The organism is Affinundibacterium seohonense (assembly GCF_014284305.1).
GTDB classification, from domain to species: Bacteria; Pseudomonadota; Gammaproteobacteria; order Burkholderiales; family Burkholderiaceae_D; genus Undibacterium; species Undibacterium seohonense.
Map to the genome: position 1 here is coordinate 1 of NZ_JACOFW010000017.1, position 19,417 is coordinate 19,417.

Below are 19,417 nucleotides of genomic sequence, written 5' to 3' on the forward strand. Positions count from 1 at the left end.
TGCCAGATCGATACCAATTCGAGTAATATTCATTTGGACTTCTCCTCTGTGAACTAATCAGTTTTACCTCTAATTAGTTTGGCACATTTGATGCCGTAGGGGGAGGAGTCCATTCCATTGCCTTACGTCGCGACGCTGTCGCCCAACATGAACAAGCACGCGTGAATTTGTGGCAGCGTCCTTTGCGTGAAGCAGCACAAGTGCCTTTGGTGCCGTTCCCAGAAACCACGCTGACGTATTTGGCCAATGTGTACAACCACAAAGCCAGCGAATTCTATAAAAAACACGGCGTGCAACTCATCGCAGCAGCGTACGAATCGCATGAAGAACCGGGTGAAGTGCCTTTGATGATTACCAAGCACTGCTTGCGTTTTTCATTTAACCTCTGCCCAAAACAAGCCAAAGGTGTAACCGGTGTGCAAGGTCAAGTCAAAGCAGAGCCGATGACTTTAGTTAATGGTGATGAAAAATTTACGCTGCGTTTTGATTGTAAGCCCTGCGAAATGCATGTGATGGGTAGTATGAAACCGCATATCTTGAAGTCACCGCCACCAAGCACGGTAACGAGTCCTTTGGTTTTCCACAAATCCAGACCGCAGTAAATATTGAAGTAAGTCGTTTGTCACTGAAGCTGGTAGCGCTCAACGATTTCGAAAAATAAAAAAACCGACAGCCTGTAAGCTGTCGGTTTTTTTGTAGGGCCAAGCAAATGTAATCTTACAAATTATCCTGCAAGAATTTCCATTTAGCTTTTTGCATGGACCAGTTTTGCCATGCATCCGCCACACCGTGACCTTGGCCTGGATACAGTTGTAAGCTGTATTCTTTATTCCCTTTGGCAAGGGCGTCGATGAACATGATGGTGTTTTGTGGATGGACATTGTCATCCATCGTACCGTGCATAATCATGATTTTTCCGCTCAAGTTTTTCGCCGCTTTTAAGCTAGAACCTTTGTCGTAACCTTCTGCATTTTCTTGCGGCAAGCCCATGTAGCGTTCGGTGTAGATGCTGTCATAGAAACGCCAGTCGGTGACCGGGGCGCCGACGAAGCCGACTTTCCAAGATTGACTGTGAGTCATGGCATACGATGTGAAATAACCGCCATAGCTCCAACCATTCAAAGCGATTCTATCCATGTCGGCAAAGCCTTGTTGGCGCAGCCATTCCAAGCCGTCTAACTGATCCTGCAATTCTAGTTGTCCGAGTTTTTTGTGAATTGGCCAAGCACTCGAAACCCCTTTGTTGCTGGCGCTTTGATTATCCATGATCCAGACGACATAGCCTTGCTGTGCCAGGAAGTGGTAGTAGGCATTGGCACTCCATTGGTCACGCACTTGTGGTGCCATTGGGCCGGCATACAGGTGTTGATACACAGGATATTTTTTAGTCGCATCAAAATTTGGTGGCAGGTACAGCACACTTTCCATTAAAAAGCCGTTGCGGGATTTCACTTGTTGATGCTTGACTGTCGCCAATTGTAAAGCTTTGAATTTTTCTGGTACGCCTACATCATCAACCAATTTCACTTGCACACCTGCATCGGTGAACAAAGCTTGCTTTGGTGTTTGTGTCATGCTGCTCCAGCTGTCGACATAGTGCGTGAAGGTTTTATTCCAACGCACCATGTGCGTGCCTTTTTCTTCCGTCAGACGCTTGAAGTTACTACCGTCAAGATTGACGCTATAGGCATCATTGCCAATAGGATTGCGTTCGTTGGCGGCAAATAGCACACGACCTTTGGCTTCATCTACACCATGTACGGTACGTACATCCCAGTCACCTTGTGTGACCGCTTTGACTAACTGGAAGTTTTTGTCGTAGTGATATAAATGATGATGACCAGTACGGCTCGATTCCCAAATGAAGCTGCCATCTTTTAAAAAGTGTGGCAATGGCAGACGTTCAGTCCATGCTGGACTGGTTTCTTTTACCACCGCTTTGCTATTCAGTTTTGCGTCGTAGATACGCAAATCCAACCAAGTTTGAACGCGGTCTTGCCAAGCGGCCATGAGTTTGCCATCAGGTGTCCAGTCGACTTGAACGATCAGCGTTTCTTTGCCTGCGTATGGGTCTTGTGTCCAACTGATTTTGCCATTCAAATCGACCACGCCGAGCTTCGTAATAGGGTTAGAATCGCCAGCTTTAGGATAACGGGTGCGATCGGTTTTGACTGGCTGAGCATGATCGCCACTTAAGGTGTAGACCGGTACTTTGGTTTCATCAAAACTTAAGAAGGCTAACTTTTTAGAATCAGGTGCCCAGCGGAACGCGCGAAAATCACCGCGACCATAGACTTCTTCCTGATACACCCAATCTAAGCGACCATTAAACACGGTTTCGCTGCCACCTGTGGTTAAGCGCTTCTCTTTGGCTGTCGCAACATCAGTCGCGTACATGTCATTGCCTTTTAAGTAAGCGACCGTTTTGGCATCGGGTGAAAGCAGAGCTTCGTCTTCTTTGACGTCCGGTGTATTCGTTAAAGCACGCGCTTTATTGGCATTGAGATCGAGTAACCAGATATCGTTTTTGTAGGTAAAGATATAGCTCTTGGTTTCTGGTTTGATACGAGCACTCAATTGATCTGCCAATTTGGCCAATTCTTTTTCATCCACCTTGGCTGTTTTTAAGATATTGAGAACATTGCCGTCGGCTGGTAGGGCTGTTTTTTCCCAAGTTGATGGGTTGATCACGAAAAGTTCCGCAGTGCCTTTATTCACTTTGGATTCGATTAAGCGATTTTGATTGTCCCAAGATAGGCGCGTCATCGGCGCCGCATTGAAATTTTGTTTTAATTCTGGGTGATACAGCATTTCTAAAGTCAATTTGCTATCACCAGCGTAGGCTGTACCGCTAGCCGCGAAACTTGTAACTAAGGCTAGGGCGATTGTGTTCAAGGGAATAGTGCGTTTCATACCTGATCCTCCAAATGATTTTTCTTGATAGTTGGATAAAGCAAAATAATATTTTTAGGGTCAAAAAGCTGACTGTTTAAGATGCCTATTTTGTTCTTTAGTTCAATTTTTTCAATGACTTAATGACGAGAGGTAAAAATTTTTCCTGCAAGGCAGCTTGCTTACTTTCTTGCAGATTGAGGTACATCGCTGATAAAAAAGCAGTTAGATTATGTTTGCGTGCCAAGCTTGCTTGAGTCGTTCTTTTTGAGTCGAGTGAAGTCGTCAATAAACTGTCAAACCAGTCATTCCATTCTTCCGGCGTGAGCGCCGAGCGCAGTGCTAAATAAAACACGGGCGTCATCAAGCGCTCACCTTCACCATACTGATAAAAGTGTTGATCATTCCGAATCTTCAGACACAAGGCTTCTAGCATCAAACTGTGCTGAGATTTATTCAATGCCGGATTAAGAGATAGCTGCATCATCCAATCAGCAGCATGTGCTACACCATGCCGCCAACCTTGTTTTTCATCATAGCCACGATAGTCTTGAATACTACGTAAATACTGCGCAGCAAGGCTCACCATTTCTTGTCTTTGTGCCTCGCTCATAAATGCTTTGCGTCGGTCAACTCGCGCCACTTCAGCTAACACTAATGCCGCAAACGGTTGCTGAAATCCGGGATCATTTTTCGTGCGTGGAGCTGCGATTTGCGTCTGAAGTTGTTGTCGGATAGTTTGCATGGTTTCGGTTGTAAGCAGTTCGCTGCGCATCCAAAACGACAGCGCCTCGAAAGCAATCTCATCGCGCAACTGTGGATTAGGACTGGCTAAACAATCGAGTAAGTTGAGTGCGCTTTGCTGCCGTTGTTGTGCATCCGCGATTTGCCATTTGCTCTCTTTTAAAACCAGTAAATTTTCTTGCGTCTTGCCGTCGGGCGGGCAAGCTGCAATACTAACTGCGCTATAGCTGAGCAGGATACTTGTGATTGCATATCGGTAAAACGATTTCATGGCGTCGCCTTCCGTAAAAAAACTGAGTCTTAATGAGCTTTGTTAGCGTTTATTGAATGAACGGCTTAATCGCTTGCATGGTTCTATCGGTTGCGCCTTGATGCTGCAAGAAAAACGCGTGTGCGTGTGTTCCCATATGTGTACGTGTCGTTATATCGTCGAGTAAAGTTTGGGCACGCTGCATCAGGTCTTCGGCATTGCCAGCGCGTTGCGCGCAGTTGGCAGCAATCGCTTGTTCTGTGATTTCAGAAAAATTGAAAGTATGCGGGCCAGTCAAGACGGCGCGGCTCATGGCAAATGCTTCAATTAAATTATGTCCGCCCAGAGGAACTAAGCTCCCACCAACGAAGGCAAGGTCGCTAGCCGCGTAGTACATATACATCTCCCCCATGCTGTCACCTAAAAAAACCTGAGTATCGGCCGGGATCGGCAGCGCATCTTGCGCAAGATCTAACGTGGAACGGCGTACAAAGCGCAATTGGTGTTGACTCAGTAGTGCGGCAACTTGATCAAAACGCTGCGGATGTCGTGGCGTGATGATGAGCAGGGCGCGCGGCAATTGTAGGCGCATAAAAGCTTCGAGAATTAATGGCTCCTCACCTTCGCGGGTACTGGCACAAATGAATACGGGACGTTGCCCAAAATAGGCACGTAATTTGGCGCCACGTTCGGCCATCATCGGCGGTGGCGTGACGTCAAATTTCATATTTCCGGTAATACATAAATCACGTACACCCAAGGCACGCAGGCGATCAGCGTCGGGGCCAGATTGCGCAGCAACATAATCAATCGCTTGGGCCGCAGGCAGCATTAAACCTGATAGACGTTGGGCTTTTCGTAAAGAACGCTCGGATAAACGGGCATTCACCAGCGTCACAGGAATCTTTGCCGCTTTACATTGCGCGATCAAATTTGGCCAGACTTCTGTTTCAATCAACACGCAAATCGCGGGCGAAAAATGACGCAAAAAGCGGCGAATGATCCAGTTGATGTCGTAAGGAATGAAAGTCTGGGTCAGACGATCCGCGATATTGGCAAACAGAGTCTGACCGGTGCTACGACCAATAGGGGTCATGTGTGTGAGCAAAATGTGATGCTCAGGATAATTCTCTAATAGGGCTCTGATGATAGGTTCGGCTGCACGCGTCTCTCCTGCAGATACGGCATGTACCCAGATAAATTTTTGCGCTTTGACTGCTTTGTACCAACCCAAGCGTTCGCTAATGTGTTGGCGATAACCAGGTTCTTGTTTGCCTCTTAGCCATAGACGAAAAAGGATAAAAGGAAGGGCTAGTGACCAGGCGATCGAATAGAAAAAACGCATTATCTTGTTATTGGCGGTATGTTTTGGTCATACCCGCAATTGTTTTTGTAAGAATCGAGAATATACCTGAAGTTAGACTCTTCCCCATCTTAACTTGAGTAATTTAACAAGTGCATTTGTTATAATTGTTTAAAAGAGAATAAATTACGACTTAGCTTTTGTTCTAATATTTTGATATGCCATTAGATAACATTTAATTTTAGGGTTTTATGATAACAACTTATACCAAGAAGTTTTCTATGTATGTGCGTCTAGTGTTGTCGACGCTGCTGTTTTTTGCCTCGACGTCAAGCGCATTTGCCCAGAATAAGAAATTGCCTTTGGAGTCGTTTTTTGAAAATTCTAGAATGAATATGGTCGAGCTATCGCCTGATGGGCAATCGCTGGCTATGTTGGTGGCGATGAAAAATGGCCGTGTGCAGTTAGTTTCTATGAATTTGAAGACTAAAGAGCCAAAAATTGTGGCCGGCTTTAATGATGTCGATATTAGTGAGTTTCATTGGGTCAATTCTAAGCGTTTGGTGTTTACGACTGCAGACAATACCGTTGCAACGGGGGAGTTGAGATACAACCCGGGTTTGTTTGCGGTCAATTTGGACGGTAGTGATCTGCGAACTTTGATTGAACGGGTGTATGGCGCCAAAATGACGACCGGTACGATGATTCAGAAGCGAACCTTGCCCGCTGAGAGTTTCTTTTATGCTGTTGATTTGCGTTTGCATTCCGAAAATGTATTTGTAGCACAACCGGTATGGGATTCTATTTATGATTTGAGGGCCCTGAATCTGATTAGCCTAAACACCAATACTGGAAAGGCCGAGACTTTGACTCGCCCAGGGGATTCCCGCGCTTGGCTGATCGACTACGACGGTAAGCCCAAGGTGAATATTGTGTCGGAAGGAGACAAAGAAAAAATTATGTACCACGATGAACAAAGTGGTCGTTGGGAAGTGATCGCTGAAACCGGTAAGTATCGTGGTGGTAAGTTTACGCCACTGGAGCTGGGCCCCGACGGCACTTTGTATGTGGTGGCGCGAAAAAAACAAGATACCTCTTCGCTCTATCGCTTTAATTTAAAGACGAAAGAAGTGGAAGATCAAGCCATCGTGTCCATTCCAGGATACGATTTTAACGGCAATTTGATTTTCGATCGTGCCAGTAAAAAATTACTTGGTGTTTCATTCTTAAATGATGCACGCACCACGCACTGGTTGGATGAAGGCATGCAAGCCTTGCAAAAGAAGATAGATGCTTTGCTGCCCGCAACGATCAACCAAATAAGTATTGCCAGAGATGGCTTGAGTCGGTTTGTCGCAGTGCGCTCTTATTCGGACGTGCAACCATCGGTATACACGGTCTATGACACAGAAAATAGCAAGCTTGAGTTGATCGGTCATCGTCATCAAAAGATCGATGCGAAAACGATGGCAATCCAAGATATGGTGCGTTACTCCGCCCGCGATGGACTTCAAATTCCCGCCTACTTGACCTTGCCAAAAGGGGAAAAGAGCAAAAATCTCCCCATGGTTGTTTTGGTACATGGCGGGCCTTTTGTCAGGGGAGCGAGCTGGGAGTGGGATGCACAAGTGCAGTTTTTAGCCTCACGTGGCTATGCTGTCTTGCAGCCAGAGTTTCGCGGCAGCACTGGCTTTGGAGTCAAACATTTTAAAGCCGGTTGGAAGCAATGGGGATTATTGATGCAAGATGACTTGGCCGATGCTGCCAAATGGGCGATTGCGGAAGGAATCGCCGATCCCAAGCGCATTTGTATTGCTGGTGCAAGTTATGGTGGTTATGCCAGCCTAATGGGGATTGCCAATCATCCTGAATTATTTCAATGCGCAGTCAATTGGGTCGGTGTCACGAGCATTCCTTTACTTTATGAGTCAAGTTGGAGCAATGATTATTCTGCGGAATGGCAAAATTACGGGATGCCATTATTGATTGGTGACCCTGTTAAGGATGCCGAACAACTGCGAAATACCTCACCAGTCAATTTAGCCGACAAAATAAAAAAACCACTGCTGTTGGCCTATGGCGGTGCTGATAGGCGCGTACCAATTGCGCATGGAGAAAAATTCTATACTGAAGTCAGCAAACACAATGCCAAGGTGGAATGGATAAAATATCCAGACGAAGGACACGGCTGGAAACTTGAACGTACCCGCTTAGATTTTTGGGGGCGTGTCGAAAAATTCTTACATGAGAACATCGGACAATGATGGACTGAGGGCTGGCATTCAGACTGCCGTGATGAGAGACATTAATTGATCTCAGTATGCAAATGCTAAGATGTTATCAAAGAGAAAACCGAAGAAGCAGCGCTGGGTCAAAGCCCGCCTCTGCGCTTTTCCCACGAATGCTTTTCGATACCTTTCTTCATTCAGTGAATAGCAGTACAGACCATGCGTTGGGTAGAAAATAGCATTGAGATTGGTTAATTTTGTGTTGGAGCTGTACCAGTGCGAGGTGGGCGTTCTCGTCTTGGCGAAAAACTGACTTACTGACTTTTCTTACATAGTTTAGATCTAAAGCTTCACTCACACTGACCGAGCTGCCATTCCGAAACTCGTATTGCACTCACGCGATTCGCTGCGATCTGCACTTTGGTGCGCAGGGCAGATGAGATCTGGCGACTTTATCTATTACTTTACACCCACATAGAACTCAGCATTGATTATTGCCTCGGTGAGGCGAGAGCGGTCCGAGAGTAGATCACGATGAATGATGTATCTTGGGGCAAACTCGTGCTCGGAAAAGTTTGAGTTAAGAAACCGAAATGATGTTTAATTTTGGTTTTTTAGTGGTTTTACTTTACCTGTAAATAGTTTAGGTTTAAAGTATTTGTTCGTCACGATATCGCCGCTGTAACTTCTCACAATAAATTAAGAAAACTTGGCGCAGTGTGCGAACTACAATATGGAGACTGACCGATGTCTAAGTATTTTCACCAATCCGCGCATGTCGATACGTTCCCCTTCGAGCATCTGCCGCCACCTGAACAGTGGCCAGAGTTGCTGTTTGATTTACCTGAATTGCAGTATCCGGAACGCCTCAATTGCGCGACGGCTTTTTTAGAAGACATTGCTGCGCTAGGGTTTGCTGACAAGGTGGCGATACGCAGCGCTAGTGCGACCTGGACTTATGCCGAGCTGTGTGCGAGAGTGAATCAGATTGCACATGTTTTAGTCGACGATATGCATCTAGTGCCGGGAAATCGCGTGTTGTTGCGCGGTGCAAATAATCCCATGATGGCCGCATGCATTTTGGCCGTGTGGAAAGCCGGTTGTGTAGCCGTACCGACCATGCCCTTGTTGCGCGCTAAAGAGTTGAGCGTCATTATTGAGAAAGCACAAATTTCTGCCGCATTATGTTCTTCAGCTTTGCAAGAGGAGTTGGACGCAGCACAGAAATTGAGTCCAGTGCTGCAGCAGATCAAGATTTTTAATACCGATGTTGTGGGTTCGGTCGACCAATTGATGACGAGCAAATCAAGTAATTTCAAAGCAGTTGATACGCATGCCGAGGATGTTTGTCTGATCAGCTTCACATCGGGTACGACTGGAATGCCGAAAGGCACCATGCATTTTCATCGAGATGTGTTGGCGATTTGTGATTGCTTCCCGCGTTCGATATTGCAATCGCAGGTGAATGACACATTTATCGGTACACCGCCTTTGGCATTTACTTTTGGCCTTGGCGGCTTATTGCTTTTTCCTTTACGCATTGGCGCAACTGCCGTGCTGCTGGAAAAGCTCACGCCAGAAAGCTTACTCAAAGCGATCGACGACTATCAAGCCACAGTTTGTTTCACAGCGCCGACTTTCTACCGTCAGATGATGCCTATGCTGCCCAATTTTTCGCTGAAGTCATTGCAAAAGACAGTGTCTGCCGGTGAAACTTTGCCCGCAGCGACTCGCGAAGCTTGGCAAGCTGCGACGGGCTTAATCATGATTGATGGCATCGGTGCGACGGAGATGTTGCATATCTTTATTTCGGCAGCGGGCGAGCATGCGCGTTCAGGAGCGACAGGTAAAGCGGTTCCCGGTTATCAAGCTTGTGTTCTCGACGAGAACGGTAATCCAGCGCCGGTGGGCGTGACAGGCCGGCTGGCGGTGAAAGGACCGACGGGCTGCCGCTATCTGGCTGACGACAGACAAAAAAATTATGTTTTGAATGGTTGGAATCTGACTGGCGACGCTTATGAAATGGATGCCGAAGGCTATTTCCATTATCGTGCTCGCACTGACGACATGATCATTACCGCTGGATATAACGTGGCAGGTCCCGAGGTGGAAGAAATTATCCTTAAACATCCTGACGTCGCTGAATGTGCGGTAGTTGGATTACCCGACGAAGAGCGCGGTCAGATCGTCAAAGCCTTTGTGGTCTTGCGCGATTCGAATAAAGCGAGTGACGCCTTAGTTAGCGATATCCAGCAATTCGTCAAAGCGAACGTCGCACCTTATAAATATCCGCGCTGTATAGAATTCAAAGACGCTTTGCCTCGTACGGAGACGGGCAAAGTGCAGCGGTTTAAGTTGAAGCTGACCAATTAAAATAAGTGAACAAGATCTGGTAAGTTGTAGGGCGGGTGAAACCCGCGCCGCCAATACACCGAACACCTGAGCAGCGTGGGTTTCACCCGCCCTACAAGATCTAGATTGAAACCAAGTTTGCACAAAAAACGAATCGATAAAAACATGAACATACTTTGCATAGGCGGTGGTCCCGCAGGTTTGTACTTTGCGATGCTGATGAAAAAGCAAAACCCAGCACATCGTATCGTCGTGGTCGAACGTAATCGTCCTTACGATACCTTCGGTTGGGGTGTGGTGTTTTCTGATCAGACTTTGGGTAATTTGGTGAAGGCTGATGAACAGACTGCCAGAACCATCTTGCAAGCCTTCAATCATTGGGACGACATCGATGTCCATTTCAAAGGCCAGGTCGTCACTTCCGGTGGACATGGTTTTTGCGGTATTGGTCGCAAACGCTTGCTGAATATCTTGCAAGAACGCTGCGAGCAGCTCGGCGTGGAGTTGGTATTTGAAACCGATGTACAGGATGATCAAATTTTAGCGCAAACCTATGGCGCCGATTTGGTGATCGCCAGTGATGGCTTGAATAGCCGGATTCGTACGCGTTATGAAACGACTTACCAACCCGATATCGATACCCGCAAATGCCGCTTTGTCTGGCTCGGTACCAAGAAACTTTTTTCCGCTTTTACTTTCGCGTTTGAAGAAACTGAGCATGGTTGGTTTCAGGCGCACGCGTATCAATATGATGGTGATACCGCGACCTTCATCGTCGAGACCCCAGAAGAGGTGTGGTTGAAGGCTGGCCTTGATCAAATGGATCAAGCGCAAGCGATCGCGTTTTGTGAAAATTTATTCGCCAAGTATTTGGATGGCAATGCCTTGATGAGCAATGCTAGTCATCTACGTGGCTCAGCGAGTTGGATTAAATTTCCACGTATTATTTGTAAGCAGTGGGTGCATCAGAATCACATCAACGGCAAAAACGTACCCATCGTTCTAATGGGTGACGCTGCGCATACCGCACATTTTTCCATAGGCTCAGGCACCAAATTAGCGCTTGAAGACGCGATCGAACTCGCTAATTGCTTCGCGCAACATGGTGCGAACGGTATGCAAGCGGTGATGGATGCCTACCAAGATTTGCGTGCGATTGAAGTATTGAAGATACAAAGTGCAGCACGTAATTCCATGGAGTGGTTTGAGAATGTGAGTCGCTACACCGCGATGGAAGCGCCACAGTTTGCTTATTCAATGTTGACGCGCAGCCAGCGTTTGTCACATGAAAATCTGCGTCTGCGTGATGCCAATTACGTGCGTAGTTTTGAAGTCTGGATTGCGGAGCAAGCGTTTTTTAAAGCTGGTATCGCCATGCCCAAAACCAAACAGACTATTCCACCCATGTTCACACCTTTCAAAGTGCGCGATGTGGTTCTGAAAAATCGCATCGTGGTGTCGCCTATGGCACAGTATTCTGCGGTCGACGGTGTGGCTGGTGATTTCCATTTAGTGCATCTCGGTAGCCGTGCGATGGGTGGTGCGGGATTGGTGTTTGCTGAAATGACTTGTGTCTCGGCTGAGGGCAGAATCACACCGGCTTGCCCCGGATTGTATGCGAAGGAACATACCCAAGCATGGAAACGTACCGTTGACTTCGTACACGTCAACAGCGATGCCAAGATCGCGGTACAGCTCGGGCATGCGGGCGCTAAAGGCTCCACTAAACGCGCTTGGGATGGTATCGATCAGCCTTTGGATTCCGATAATTGGCCTTTGATTTCGGCGTCTGAACAACAATATTTACACGGCGTGTCGCAAGTTGCTAGAGCAGCGACCAAAGCGCAAATGACGCAAGTCTTGAATGAATTCGTCGCATCGACAATTGCTGCTGATGAGGCAGGCTTTGACTGGCTGGAATTACATTGCGCACACGGCTATTTCTTATCGAGCTTTATTTCTCCCATAACCAATCAGCGCACGGATGAATACGGCGGCAGCTTGGAGAATCGCTGTCGTTATCCTTTAGAAGTTTTCGTTGCGATGCGTGCAGTTTGGCCAGCACATAAGCCGATGTCAGTACGTATTTCTGCGCACGATTGGGTCGAAGGTGGTATCACCCCTGACGATGCTGTGGCGATTGCTAGACTGTTTAAACAGGCCGGTGCAGACATGATCGATTGCTCATCGGGTCAGGTCAGCAAACAAGAAAAGCCGGTGTATGGACGCATGTTCCAAACTCCATTTTCAGATCGCATTCGTAACGAAGTTCAAATTCCGACAATTGCAGTCGGCGCAATTTTTGAAGCCGATCATGTCAACAGCATCATTGCTGCTGGCCGTGCTGATCTGTGTGCGATTGCAAGACCGCATTTGGCTGATCCCGCCTGGACTTTGCATGAAGCTGCCAAGTTAGGATTTGCCGACATCAGCTGGCCACAACAATACATCGCCGGTAAATTGCAATTAGAACGCAATTTGGATCGTGAACGCCAAGTTGCTGCAGCGAGTCGTGGCATGAACCCGCAAGAAATCGCCGCAAAATTATTGGAAGGCTGATATGAATTTTTTTCATCCTGCTTTAGTTGGGAAACACGCTTTAGTCACCGGCGGCGCGACAGGTATAGGTCTAGCTATCGCGCAGGCATTGCTAGCGCAAGGAGTCAAAGTCACCATCACCGGACGTACCGAAGCAAACTTGCAAAAGGCAGTGCAGCAGTTGAATGAAGCTGGATTGATGCAAGCTATTGTGATGGATGTCAGCGATAGTGCTTCAGTCAGCGCTGGATTTACGCAAGCCGTCGAACAATTTGGTACGGTCGATATTTTAATTAACAACGCAGGACAGGCAAGCTCCGCGCCATTTTTAAAAACAACGGAAGCGCAATGGCAGCAAATGCTGTCAGTCAATCTGACTGGCACCTTCCTTTGTACACAACAAGCTTTACCCGCCATGTTGGCGCAATCATGGGGGCGCATTGTGAATGTCGCAAGCACCGCAGGATTGAAGGGTTATGCCTATGTCGCTGCCTATGCAGCCGCGAAACATGGCGTGATCGGTTTAACTAAGTCATTAGCATTAGAAGTCGCGCAAAAAGGGGTAACGGTCAACGCCGTGTGCCCGGGCTATACCGAGACGGACATCGTACGTGAAGCGGTCGCCAATATCATGGCAAATACAGGTCGTAGCGAAGAGCAAGCGCGTGCAGAACTCTCGGCAGGTAACCCGCAAAAGCGGCTGATTCAACCCGAAGAAGTCGCCGATGCAGTGCTTTGGTTATGCTCACCTGCCAGTGCGTCCCAAAATGGGCAAGCCATTGCCGTTGCCGGCGGCGAGGTGATGTGATGAGCGAGCGAGACGCGACTACTTACCCTACTGATCCCATTGATCTAGAAACTCGCTTAACCCAAGATCATCATCAGTCTTTAAAATTATGGCTGCGTATGTTATCGACGACGGTCATGATAGAAAACGAAATTCGCAATCGCTTGCGTTCAGAGTTCGATACTACCTTGCCCCGCTTTGATTTAATGGCGCAACTAGAGCGCCATCCCGACGGTTTGCGTATGGGTGAATTATCCAAGCGTATGATGGTTACCGGTGGCAATATTACTGGTATTACCGATCAGCTAGAGCAAGAAGGTTTGGTCATGCGTGTGACCGATAAACAAGATCGACGTGCATACAGCGTGAAACTGACGCCAGCTGGGCGCAAGGCATTTAAGACTATGGCAAGTGTTCATGAAGCCTGGATTGCGGAGTTGTTTTCCGGTTTAGACGCGGAACAAAAAAGTCAAATGATTAGCTTGTTGTCGAGTGTGAAGTCGGATTTGAGCGCAGGTAACAAGCAAAATGAAAAAGAATGAGAACGATATGAACTACCTCAACGGAAAAGCCAGCGATCTAGCTGGCAATCATCAAATGCTAGCGAATTATCAGGCCACGCACTTTGCCTATCAGGTCAAGGATAAAGTCGCGACGATCACTTTAAATCGTCCTGAACGCAAAAACCCGTTGACCTTTGATTCCTATGCAGAATTACGCGATCTGTTTCGTGTTATGTGCTATGCCGACGATATCAAGGCGATCGTAATCACGGGGGCGGGTGAAAATTTTTGTTCAGGGGGCGATGTACACGAAATCATCGGGCCACTGACCCAACTCGACATGCCAGGCCTGCTGCGTTTCACTCAAATGACGGGTGATTTGGTCAAAGCCATGCGTGCCTGCCCACAGCCTATCATCGCTGCCGTTGATGGCATCTGTGCCGGAGCAGGAGCGATTATTGCGATGGCGTCGGATATTCGGATAGGAACCAGTCGCAGCAAAACGGCGTTTCTCTTTACTCGTGTTGGACTAGCAGGGTGCGACATGGGCGCTTGCGCAATTTTGCCACGCATCATAGGCCAAGGTCGCGCTTCCGATTTGCTATACAGCGGACGCAGTATGTCAGGCGAAGAGGGCGAGCGCTGGGGATTTTTTAATCAATTAACTGAACTAGATCAATTGATCAGTGCAGCACAAAGCTACGCTAGCAATCTCGCAAATGGCCCAACATTCGCCCACGCGATGACCAAGAAAATGCTGCACGAAGAATGGGACATGAGCGTCGATCAAGCGATTGATGCCGAAGCAAAAGCGCAGGCGATTTGCATGATGACGAATGATTTTCATCGGGCTTATCATGCGTTTGTGAATAAAGAAAAGCCAAAATTTGAAGGTAACTGAAATTAGGCTGATGCTTTGAAGATGTAGGGCGGGGGCAACCCGCGCCGCCAGAACCTAGAGCACGGCGGATCGACCTATGTGCGGCGCGGGTTGCACCCGCCCTAAAATTGGCAGCGGTTATGATCGACCTTGGAATTGAATTTTTCTACGTAGATTGATGAAGGATTTAAGCCCCTCTCCCGCAGGCGGGAGAGGGGTTGGGGTGAGGGACGTTCAGATTAGCAAAACGTTCGCGGAGTGTAAATTCTCGAATATTGAATTGATGGTGTCGTTTTGATGTTTCGACTTTTTTTCGACATACTGAAACACCCTCATCCCCGACCCTTCTCCCGCTTTCGGGAGAAGGGAGATTAGCGTCTTGAAATAGAATTGATTAGAAATTGATGAGGAATTGATGAGTAAGCATTTCTCTATCGCATAAATAACAGGAAACACATGTCAAACACTTCCCACCTAAACTGGCCCTTCTTCAACGAAGATCATCGCCAATTACAAATGCAATTGGATCATTGGGCAAGCGAGAACATTCATCAAACGCACGGCAAAGATGTCGATCAAGAATGTCGCGACCTAGTCAAACAATTGGGTGAAGCAGGCTGGTTGAAGCATGCAATTGGTGGTAGAGCATACGGTGCGAATCAAGATGTGATTGATACCCGCGCAATCTGCATATTGCGTGAAACTTTAGCGCGCTATTCAGGCCTCGCCGATTTTGCTTTTGCCATGCAGGGCTTGGGTACAGGCGCTATTAGTTTGTTTGGTAGCGAGCAACAAAAAAACATTTACTTAGAAAAAGTCGGACAAGGCAAATTGATTTCGGCGTTTGCATTGTCAGAACCCAACGCGGGCTCTGATGTCGCTGCTATGCAATGTGCAGCAACTCTGGTTCACGATGCGCAGGGCGATTACTATTTACTCGAAGGTGAAAAGACCTGGATTTCGAATGGCGGCATCGCTGATTTTTACGTGGTGTTTGCCCGCACTGGTGAGGCAGCTGGTGCACGCGGTATCTCAGCTTTCATTGTTGACGCTGACATTGATGGATTTGACATCGCGGAACGCATAGACGTGATCGCCCCGCATCCCTTAGCGCGATTAAAATTCAATCAATGCCGTATCCCCGTCGGCCAGCGTATTGGTGAAGCAGGGCAAGGCTTCAAAGTGGCGATGGCGACGCTCGATGTCTTCCGTACTTCGGTGGCTGCAGCAGCTTTGGGTTTTGCACGCCGTGCTTTAGATGAAGCAATGGCGCGTGCCACAAGTCGAAAAATGTTTGGGCAAACGCTCGCTGATTTTCAATTAACCCAAGCTAAGTTAGCGCAGATGGCAACCACTATCGACAGCGCGGCTTTATTGGTGTACCGCGCAGCGTGGCAACGTGATCAAGGAGAGCGTGTCACTAAAGAAGCGGCGATGGCAAAAATGGTCGCGACCGAAGGTGCACAACAAGTGATTGATGCGGCTGTGCAGATGTTTGGCGGCATGGGTGTGATGAGTGAAGTACCAGTGGAAAGACTGTATCGCGAAATCCGAGCATTGCGTATTTACGAAGGTGCTACCGAGGTGCAACAACTGATCATCGCGCGTGAAATGTTGAAGGACTATAAGGATGCGAATCTATGAGCCTGGTGTTTCGCGCGCCTATTAGCATCCGTTTCGCGCATTGCGATCCCGCCGGCATCGTGTTTTATCCGCGCTATTTTGAATTGATTAACGGCGTGGTAGAAGATTGGTGCGCGCAGGGTTTAGGAGTGAGTTTTCATGAAATGCATATGGTGCAAGGTATCGGATTGCCGACCGTGCATATAGAAACCGATTTCGTGAAAACCAGTGTAATGGGTGATAAGTTAATTGCTGAATTACGTGTGATTAAACTAGGGCGTGCATCGGCTACCTTGGAAATTCGAATGCTAGGGCAAGAACAAGATTTACGACTAAAAGCCCAACTCGTGTTGGTGATGGCGCATGTCAAAGAGCGCAAAGCCATCGCATTACCCGTGGCTTTACGTGAACAAATGCAGAAGTATCTGACGGACTAATCGCGCCAGCACTGAACGAATTATCTTGAAAGGAAATACTATGGATTTTTTACAACCACCGGGCTGGGTACGGCCACGCGGTTATTCAAATGGCGTTGCGGCCACAGGACGCACGATATGTGTCGGCGGCATGATAGGGTGGGATGGGCAAGAGCAATTTCATTGCGATGACATCGCCGGACAAACACGTCAAGCCCTGCAAAATATTGTGGAAGTCTTAGCCGAAGGCGGCGCGAAACCTGAACATATCGTGCGTATGACTTGGTATGTCATCGACAAAAAAGAATATGTGGCAGCGTATAAAGAAATCGGTGCTGCGTATCGTGATGTCATCGGCAAGCATTTTCCAGCAATGGCGGCGGTGCAAGTGGCGGGATTGATCGAAGACCGCGCCCGTGTGGAAATTGAAGTCACCGCTATTGTTCCCGATTAGTTTCTTTCTTGGTAGTCTTTCGCAATGATGGTTCTGGCGGTTCGGCTAGGTCGCCAAGTTTGGGCAAGGCGGTTCGGGTCTTGGTCTGAATATTTGCTACAACATCGTCAGCGGTTTACTTGGCGGGGAAATTCATGTGAATTCTATCGTCGGTGTCGGCACGAAATTTATGATGACTATCCCCTTAGTTGTTCAAGAAAACTAGGCTGAGTTAAGTTCTGATGTTTTCCTTCTCAGGTTCGAGCGAGCAAGTTGGTTGCGACATCTCTGATCACTGCCAATAAGTAATCAATCGATACTTCACTCTTACGATGATTAATGATGCAGGCACGCAAAACAAATTCACCGCGTAATTTCGTACCGGTGATAAAGATTCTTCCATCGGATTCTAAAGCAGGGATTAAATCTTGATTGAGTTGAATGATTTTTTCGGAACTTAATTGCGTGCCGATATAACGGAAGCAGGCAATCGCTAAATCGCTATGTGTTTTTAGTTCAAAATCACTGGCTGCATCTAGACGTTTTTCTAAGTAACGCGTCAGGTCTAGGTCCTTTTGCATCATTGCTTGAATTTTGGTGAAACCATAGGCTTTCAATGACATCCAGACTTTAAACGCTTTGGCATTCCGTGAGAGCTGAAAATAATGTTCGTTAAATTCTAATCGTTCGCTCTTTGCTTCCAATGAGGTGTCGAGATAGTCGGCTTGTTTAAAATACGATTCGCGCAATACCTCCCAATTACGCACGAGCGTGCAGCCGATTTCAAATGGTTGGTACAGCCATTTGTGAAAATCGAGAGCAATCGAATCGGCTAATTCCATCCCCGCATACTTCGCTTTAAGTTCAGGCAGCGACGACACTAGGCCGCCATAAGCACCATCCACATGGAACCACATTGCATATTGCTTGGCGATATGCGCGAGCGCCGTTAAATCATCAATCGCACCCGTATTCACTGTGCCGGCATTGCCAACGATACAGAACGGCGTGTAGCCTGCTGCTAGATCGATTTCGATTTGCTGCTTGAGTGCTGCCAAATCAATTTTGAAATCGGCATCCGTGGCGATACGACGGAGTTGATTGCTACCAATGCCGAGTAGCGAGACGCTTTTGTCGGTGCTGCTATGGGTTTCGGAACTGCAGTAGACGGTGAACGGCTTCAAACCAAACAAGCCGTTTTTGTTAACGTTGTATTGACGTAAAAAAATATTCCTCGCTACGGTCAGTCCAGTGAGCGTGGCTGCCGAACCACCGGAGACCATCACACCACCAGCTTCCGGAGTATAGCCAACCATGTCAGCTGTCCATTTAACGACCCGTTTTTCAATTTCTGTCATGGCCGCGCCCAGATGCCATTTGGTCGCATTTTGACTAATCGTCGAACATAGAAAGTCCGCGACAGTTGAGATTTGATTGCCGCCAGCCATGACGTAGGCATACATATTCGGTCCCAAATTCCCTGTCGCAGTATCGAATACACGATGTTTGACCAAATCTAATAAATCTAGCGCATCACATCCGCGGAGTGGCAATGGCTCGTCAAACCATGAGGCGACTTCGCTCTGCGGGAAATGGTGAAAACCTTCTTGCTGATCGACTCTTGCATATTGATCCAATACAAGAGCCGTGGTCTTCTGCAAGATAGTTTGTAGCTCTTGTGGGCTGTAGTCGAGACTGTCGTTCATGGCTTACCTTTCAATGTTTTCTGCGCGATCTTTTTACTAAATTGTTGTTGGCGTTGTCAGTAGCGAAAGCTCTAGAACATGCAAGAAACGCATACCGAGTTTGTTAAAAGTTCACTCTCTAGTAATCCATGGTCAAGCCAGAGTAGTGCGCTTGTGTTGTGAATACGTCGATAGCCGGACTAGTCATGACGAAAACGAAGGTGAAGAGTAATGGCTTTTTCATACTTGTTTTCGTCACTGCAATGTGGAGATCCAGATTTCACTAATAAATTGGCTTTGTTCAATCTTGATCGATAGCTTTTCGCGCCAACATCGATTGACAGTGAAGTCCCAGGATTGACCAGAACTCGACTCGTATTGGGGTTGGCGCAATGAATTTTTAGGGCGACCATTAAGAACGTTTTTTCTGCTTACTCCAGTAAGTAAATTCTTCGGCATGCACTTCAAAATCTAATTCTTGTACGCGAGTTTGCAAATGATTCTGAGCATCATTGACGGCTTGGTTGTAAATGCTGGGGCCAATTTCTTCCAATAAAAAATCTAATAAGGCATTGGCTTGCAAATTGCCCAATTTGTCGTCCATATTCAGATCGAAATAGCGTTGCAAAGATTCGATGGCTTGTTTGCGGATGTCGGTTTTGAGTTGTATGGTCATGCTAAGTTGTCGACGATAGAGGGAACCCATAGTTTATCGGAATCCCTTTTGACTTTGTACTAGCTTAGCGGGGTAAAGCTTGAGGGTTTGTTCAATGGTTGTTTAAA

General features: G+C 47.3%; 14 protein-coding genes and 2 pseudogenes. 11 read left to right on the top strand and 5 right to left on the bottom strand.

Going from position 1 to position 19,417, the window contains the following annotated elements:
- Positions 1 to 122 precede the first annotated feature (122 nt).
- Positions 123 to 602, top strand: a pseudogene (locus H8K52_RS14065) (collagenase-like protease); the annotation flags it as partial.
- Positions 603 to 717: 115 nt separating this feature from the next.
- Here the strand turns inward: H8K52_RS14065 and H8K52_RS14070 are convergent.
- The 3 genes from H8K52_RS14070 to waaA form a co-directional block, all read right to left on the bottom strand.
- The gene (locus tag H8K52_RS14070) at positions 718 to 2,913 is read right to left on the bottom strand and encodes a S9 family peptidase (protein ID WP_186923546.1); all 2,196 of its coding nucleotides are present in this window, start codon (positions 2,911 to 2,913) and stop codon (positions 718 to 720) included.
- A 97-nt stretch (positions 2,914 to 3,010) separates the two neighbouring features.
- Positions 3,011 to 3,907, bottom strand: a complete 897-nt coding sequence (locus H8K52_RS14075; protein WP_186923547.1) for a DUF2785 domain-containing protein — start codon at positions 3,905 to 3,907, stop codon at positions 3,011 to 3,013.
- A gap of 49 nt (positions 3,908 to 3,956) precedes the next feature.
- On the bottom strand, positions 3,957 to 5,231 hold the full coding sequence (gene waaA, locus H8K52_RS14080; RefSeq protein ID WP_186923548.1) for a lipid IV(A) 3-deoxy-D-manno-octulosonic acid transferase: 1,275 nt from the start codon (positions 5,229 to 5,231) through the stop codon (positions 3,957 to 3,959).
- Positions 5,232 to 5,470: 239 nt separating this feature from the next.
- Here waaA and H8K52_RS14085 point away from each other — a divergent pair, with 239 nt between their 5' ends.
- From H8K52_RS14085 to H8K52_RS14130, 10 genes and pseudogenes are all read left to right on the top strand, one after another.
- Positions 5,471 to 7,453 carry a S9 family peptidase gene (locus tag H8K52_RS14085; RefSeq protein WP_186923549.1) on the top strand — a complete coding sequence of 661 codons (1,983 nt, stop codon included), beginning with the start codon at positions 5,471 to 5,473 and terminating at the stop codon, positions 7,451 to 7,453.
- A 711-nt stretch (positions 7,454 to 8,164) separates the two neighbouring features.
- Positions 8,165 to 9,790, top strand: coding sequence for an AMP-binding protein (locus tag H8K52_RS14090; protein WP_186923550.1), 1,626 nt, complete (start codon positions 8,165 to 8,167; stop codon positions 9,788 to 9,790).
- Between the two features lie 144 nt (positions 9,791 to 9,934).
- Positions 9,935 to 12,328: a bifunctional salicylyl-CoA 5-hydroxylase/oxidoreductase gene (locus H8K52_RS14095; protein ID WP_186923551.1), complete on the top strand. Its 2,394-nt coding sequence runs from the start codon at positions 9,935 to 9,937 to the stop codon at positions 12,326 to 12,328.
- Between the two features lies 1 nt (position 12,329).
- Positions 12,330 to 13,115: an SDR family NAD(P)-dependent oxidoreductase gene (locus H8K52_RS14100; protein ID WP_186923552.1), complete on the top strand. Its 786-nt coding sequence runs from the start codon at positions 12,330 to 12,332 to the stop codon at positions 13,113 to 13,115.
- Positions 13,115 to 13,636: a MarR family winged helix-turn-helix transcriptional regulator gene (locus H8K52_RS14105; RefSeq protein WP_186923553.1), complete on the top strand. Its 522-nt coding sequence runs from the start codon at positions 13,115 to 13,117 to the stop codon at positions 13,634 to 13,636. The genes H8K52_RS14100 and H8K52_RS14105 overlap by 1 nt, the downstream gene beginning before the upstream one ends.
- A gap of 7 nt (positions 13,637 to 13,643) precedes the next feature.
- Positions 13,644 to 14,498 carry an enoyl-CoA hydratase family protein gene (locus H8K52_RS14110; RefSeq protein WP_186923554.1) on the top strand — a complete coding sequence of 285 codons (855 nt, stop codon included), beginning with the start codon at positions 13,644 to 13,646 and terminating at the stop codon, positions 14,496 to 14,498.
- Positions 14,499 to 14,933: 435 nt separating this feature from the next.
- Positions 14,934 to 16,121, top strand: a complete 1,188-nt coding sequence (locus tag H8K52_RS14115) for an acyl-CoA dehydrogenase family protein (protein ID WP_186923555.1) — start codon at positions 14,934 to 14,936, stop codon at positions 16,119 to 16,121.
- Positions 16,118 to 16,537, top strand: coding sequence for an acyl-CoA thioesterase (locus tag H8K52_RS14120; protein WP_186923556.1), 420 nt, complete (start codon positions 16,118 to 16,120; stop codon positions 16,535 to 16,537). Before H8K52_RS14115 ends, H8K52_RS14120 begins: the two co-directional genes overlap by 4 nt.
- Positions 16,538 to 16,577: 40 nt before the next feature.
- On the top strand, positions 16,578 to 16,970 hold the full coding sequence (locus tag H8K52_RS14125; protein WP_186923557.1) for a RidA family protein: 393 nt from the start codon (positions 16,578 to 16,580) through the stop codon (positions 16,968 to 16,970).
- Positions 16,971 to 17,040: 70 nt separating this feature from the next.
- Positions 17,041 to 17,175, top strand: a pseudogene (locus H8K52_RS14130) (ATP-binding protein); the annotation flags it as partial.
- A gap of 28 nt (positions 17,176 to 17,203) precedes the next feature.
- On the opposite strand, the gene H8K52_RS14135 reads toward H8K52_RS14130, so the two are convergent.
- Positions 17,204 to 18,655, bottom strand: a complete 1,452-nt coding sequence (locus H8K52_RS14135) for a pyridoxal phosphate-dependent decarboxylase family protein (RefSeq protein WP_186923558.1) — start codon at positions 18,653 to 18,655, stop codon at positions 17,204 to 17,206.
- A 391-nt stretch (positions 18,656 to 19,046) separates the two neighbouring features.
- A complete protein-coding gene (locus H8K52_RS14140) occupies positions 19,047 to 19,340 on the bottom strand; it encodes a DUF2164 domain-containing protein (RefSeq protein ID WP_425507541.1) in 294 nt (97 codons plus the stop codon).
- Positions 19,341 to 19,417: the final 77 nt, after the last annotated feature.

What these genes read in the sequence shown, in the direction of transcription:
- H8K52_RS14090 (WP_186923550.1), top strand. Translation starts at nt 8,165, where the DNA reads ATGTCTAAGTATTTTCACCAATCCGCGCATGTCGATACGTTCCCCTTC.
- H8K52_RS14140 (WP_425507541.1), bottom strand. Translation starts at nt 19,340, where the DNA reads ATGGGTTCCCTCTATCGTCGACAACTTAGCATGACCATACAACTCAAA.
- waaA (WP_186923548.1), bottom strand. Translation starts at nt 5,231, where the DNA reads ATGCGTTTTTTCTATTCGATCGCCTGGTCACTAGCCCTTCCTTTTATC.
- H8K52_RS14115 (WP_186923555.1), top strand. Translation starts at nt 14,934, where the DNA reads ATGTCAAACACTTCCCACCTAAACTGGCCCTTCTTCAACGAAGATCAT.
- H8K52_RS14100 (WP_186923552.1), top strand. Translation starts at nt 12,330, where the DNA reads ATGAATTTTTTTCATCCTGCTTTAGTTGGGAAACACGCTTTAGTCACC.
- H8K52_RS14135 (WP_186923558.1), bottom strand. Translation starts at nt 18,655, where the DNA reads ATGAACGACAGTCTCGACTACAGCCCACAAGAGCTACAAACTATCTTG.
- H8K52_RS14085 (WP_186923549.1), top strand. Translation starts at nt 5,471, where the DNA reads ATGTATGTGCGTCTAGTGTTGTCGACGCTGCTGTTTTTTGCCTCGACG.
- H8K52_RS14125 (WP_186923557.1), top strand. Translation starts at nt 16,578, where the DNA reads ATGGATTTTTTACAACCACCGGGCTGGGTACGGCCACGCGGTTATTCA.
- H8K52_RS14110 (WP_186923554.1), top strand. Translation starts at nt 13,644, where the DNA reads ATGAACTACCTCAACGGAAAAGCCAGCGATCTAGCTGGCAATCATCAA.
- H8K52_RS14105 (WP_186923553.1), top strand. Translation starts at nt 13,115, where the DNA reads ATGAGCGAGCGAGACGCGACTACTTACCCTACTGATCCCATTGATCTA.
- H8K52_RS14070 (WP_186923546.1), bottom strand. Translation starts at nt 2,913, where the DNA reads ATGAAACGCACTATTCCCTTGAACACAATCGCCCTAGCCTTAGTTACA.
- H8K52_RS14095 (WP_186923551.1), top strand. Translation starts at nt 9,935, where the DNA reads ATGAACATACTTTGCATAGGCGGTGGTCCCGCAGGTTTGTACTTTGCG.
- H8K52_RS14120 (WP_186923556.1), top strand. Translation starts at nt 16,118, where the DNA reads ATGAGCCTGGTGTTTCGCGCGCCTATTAGCATCCGTTTCGCGCATTGC.
- H8K52_RS14075 (WP_186923547.1), bottom strand. Translation starts at nt 3,907, where the DNA reads ATGAAATCGTTTTACCGATATGCAATCACAAGTATCCTGCTCAGCTAT.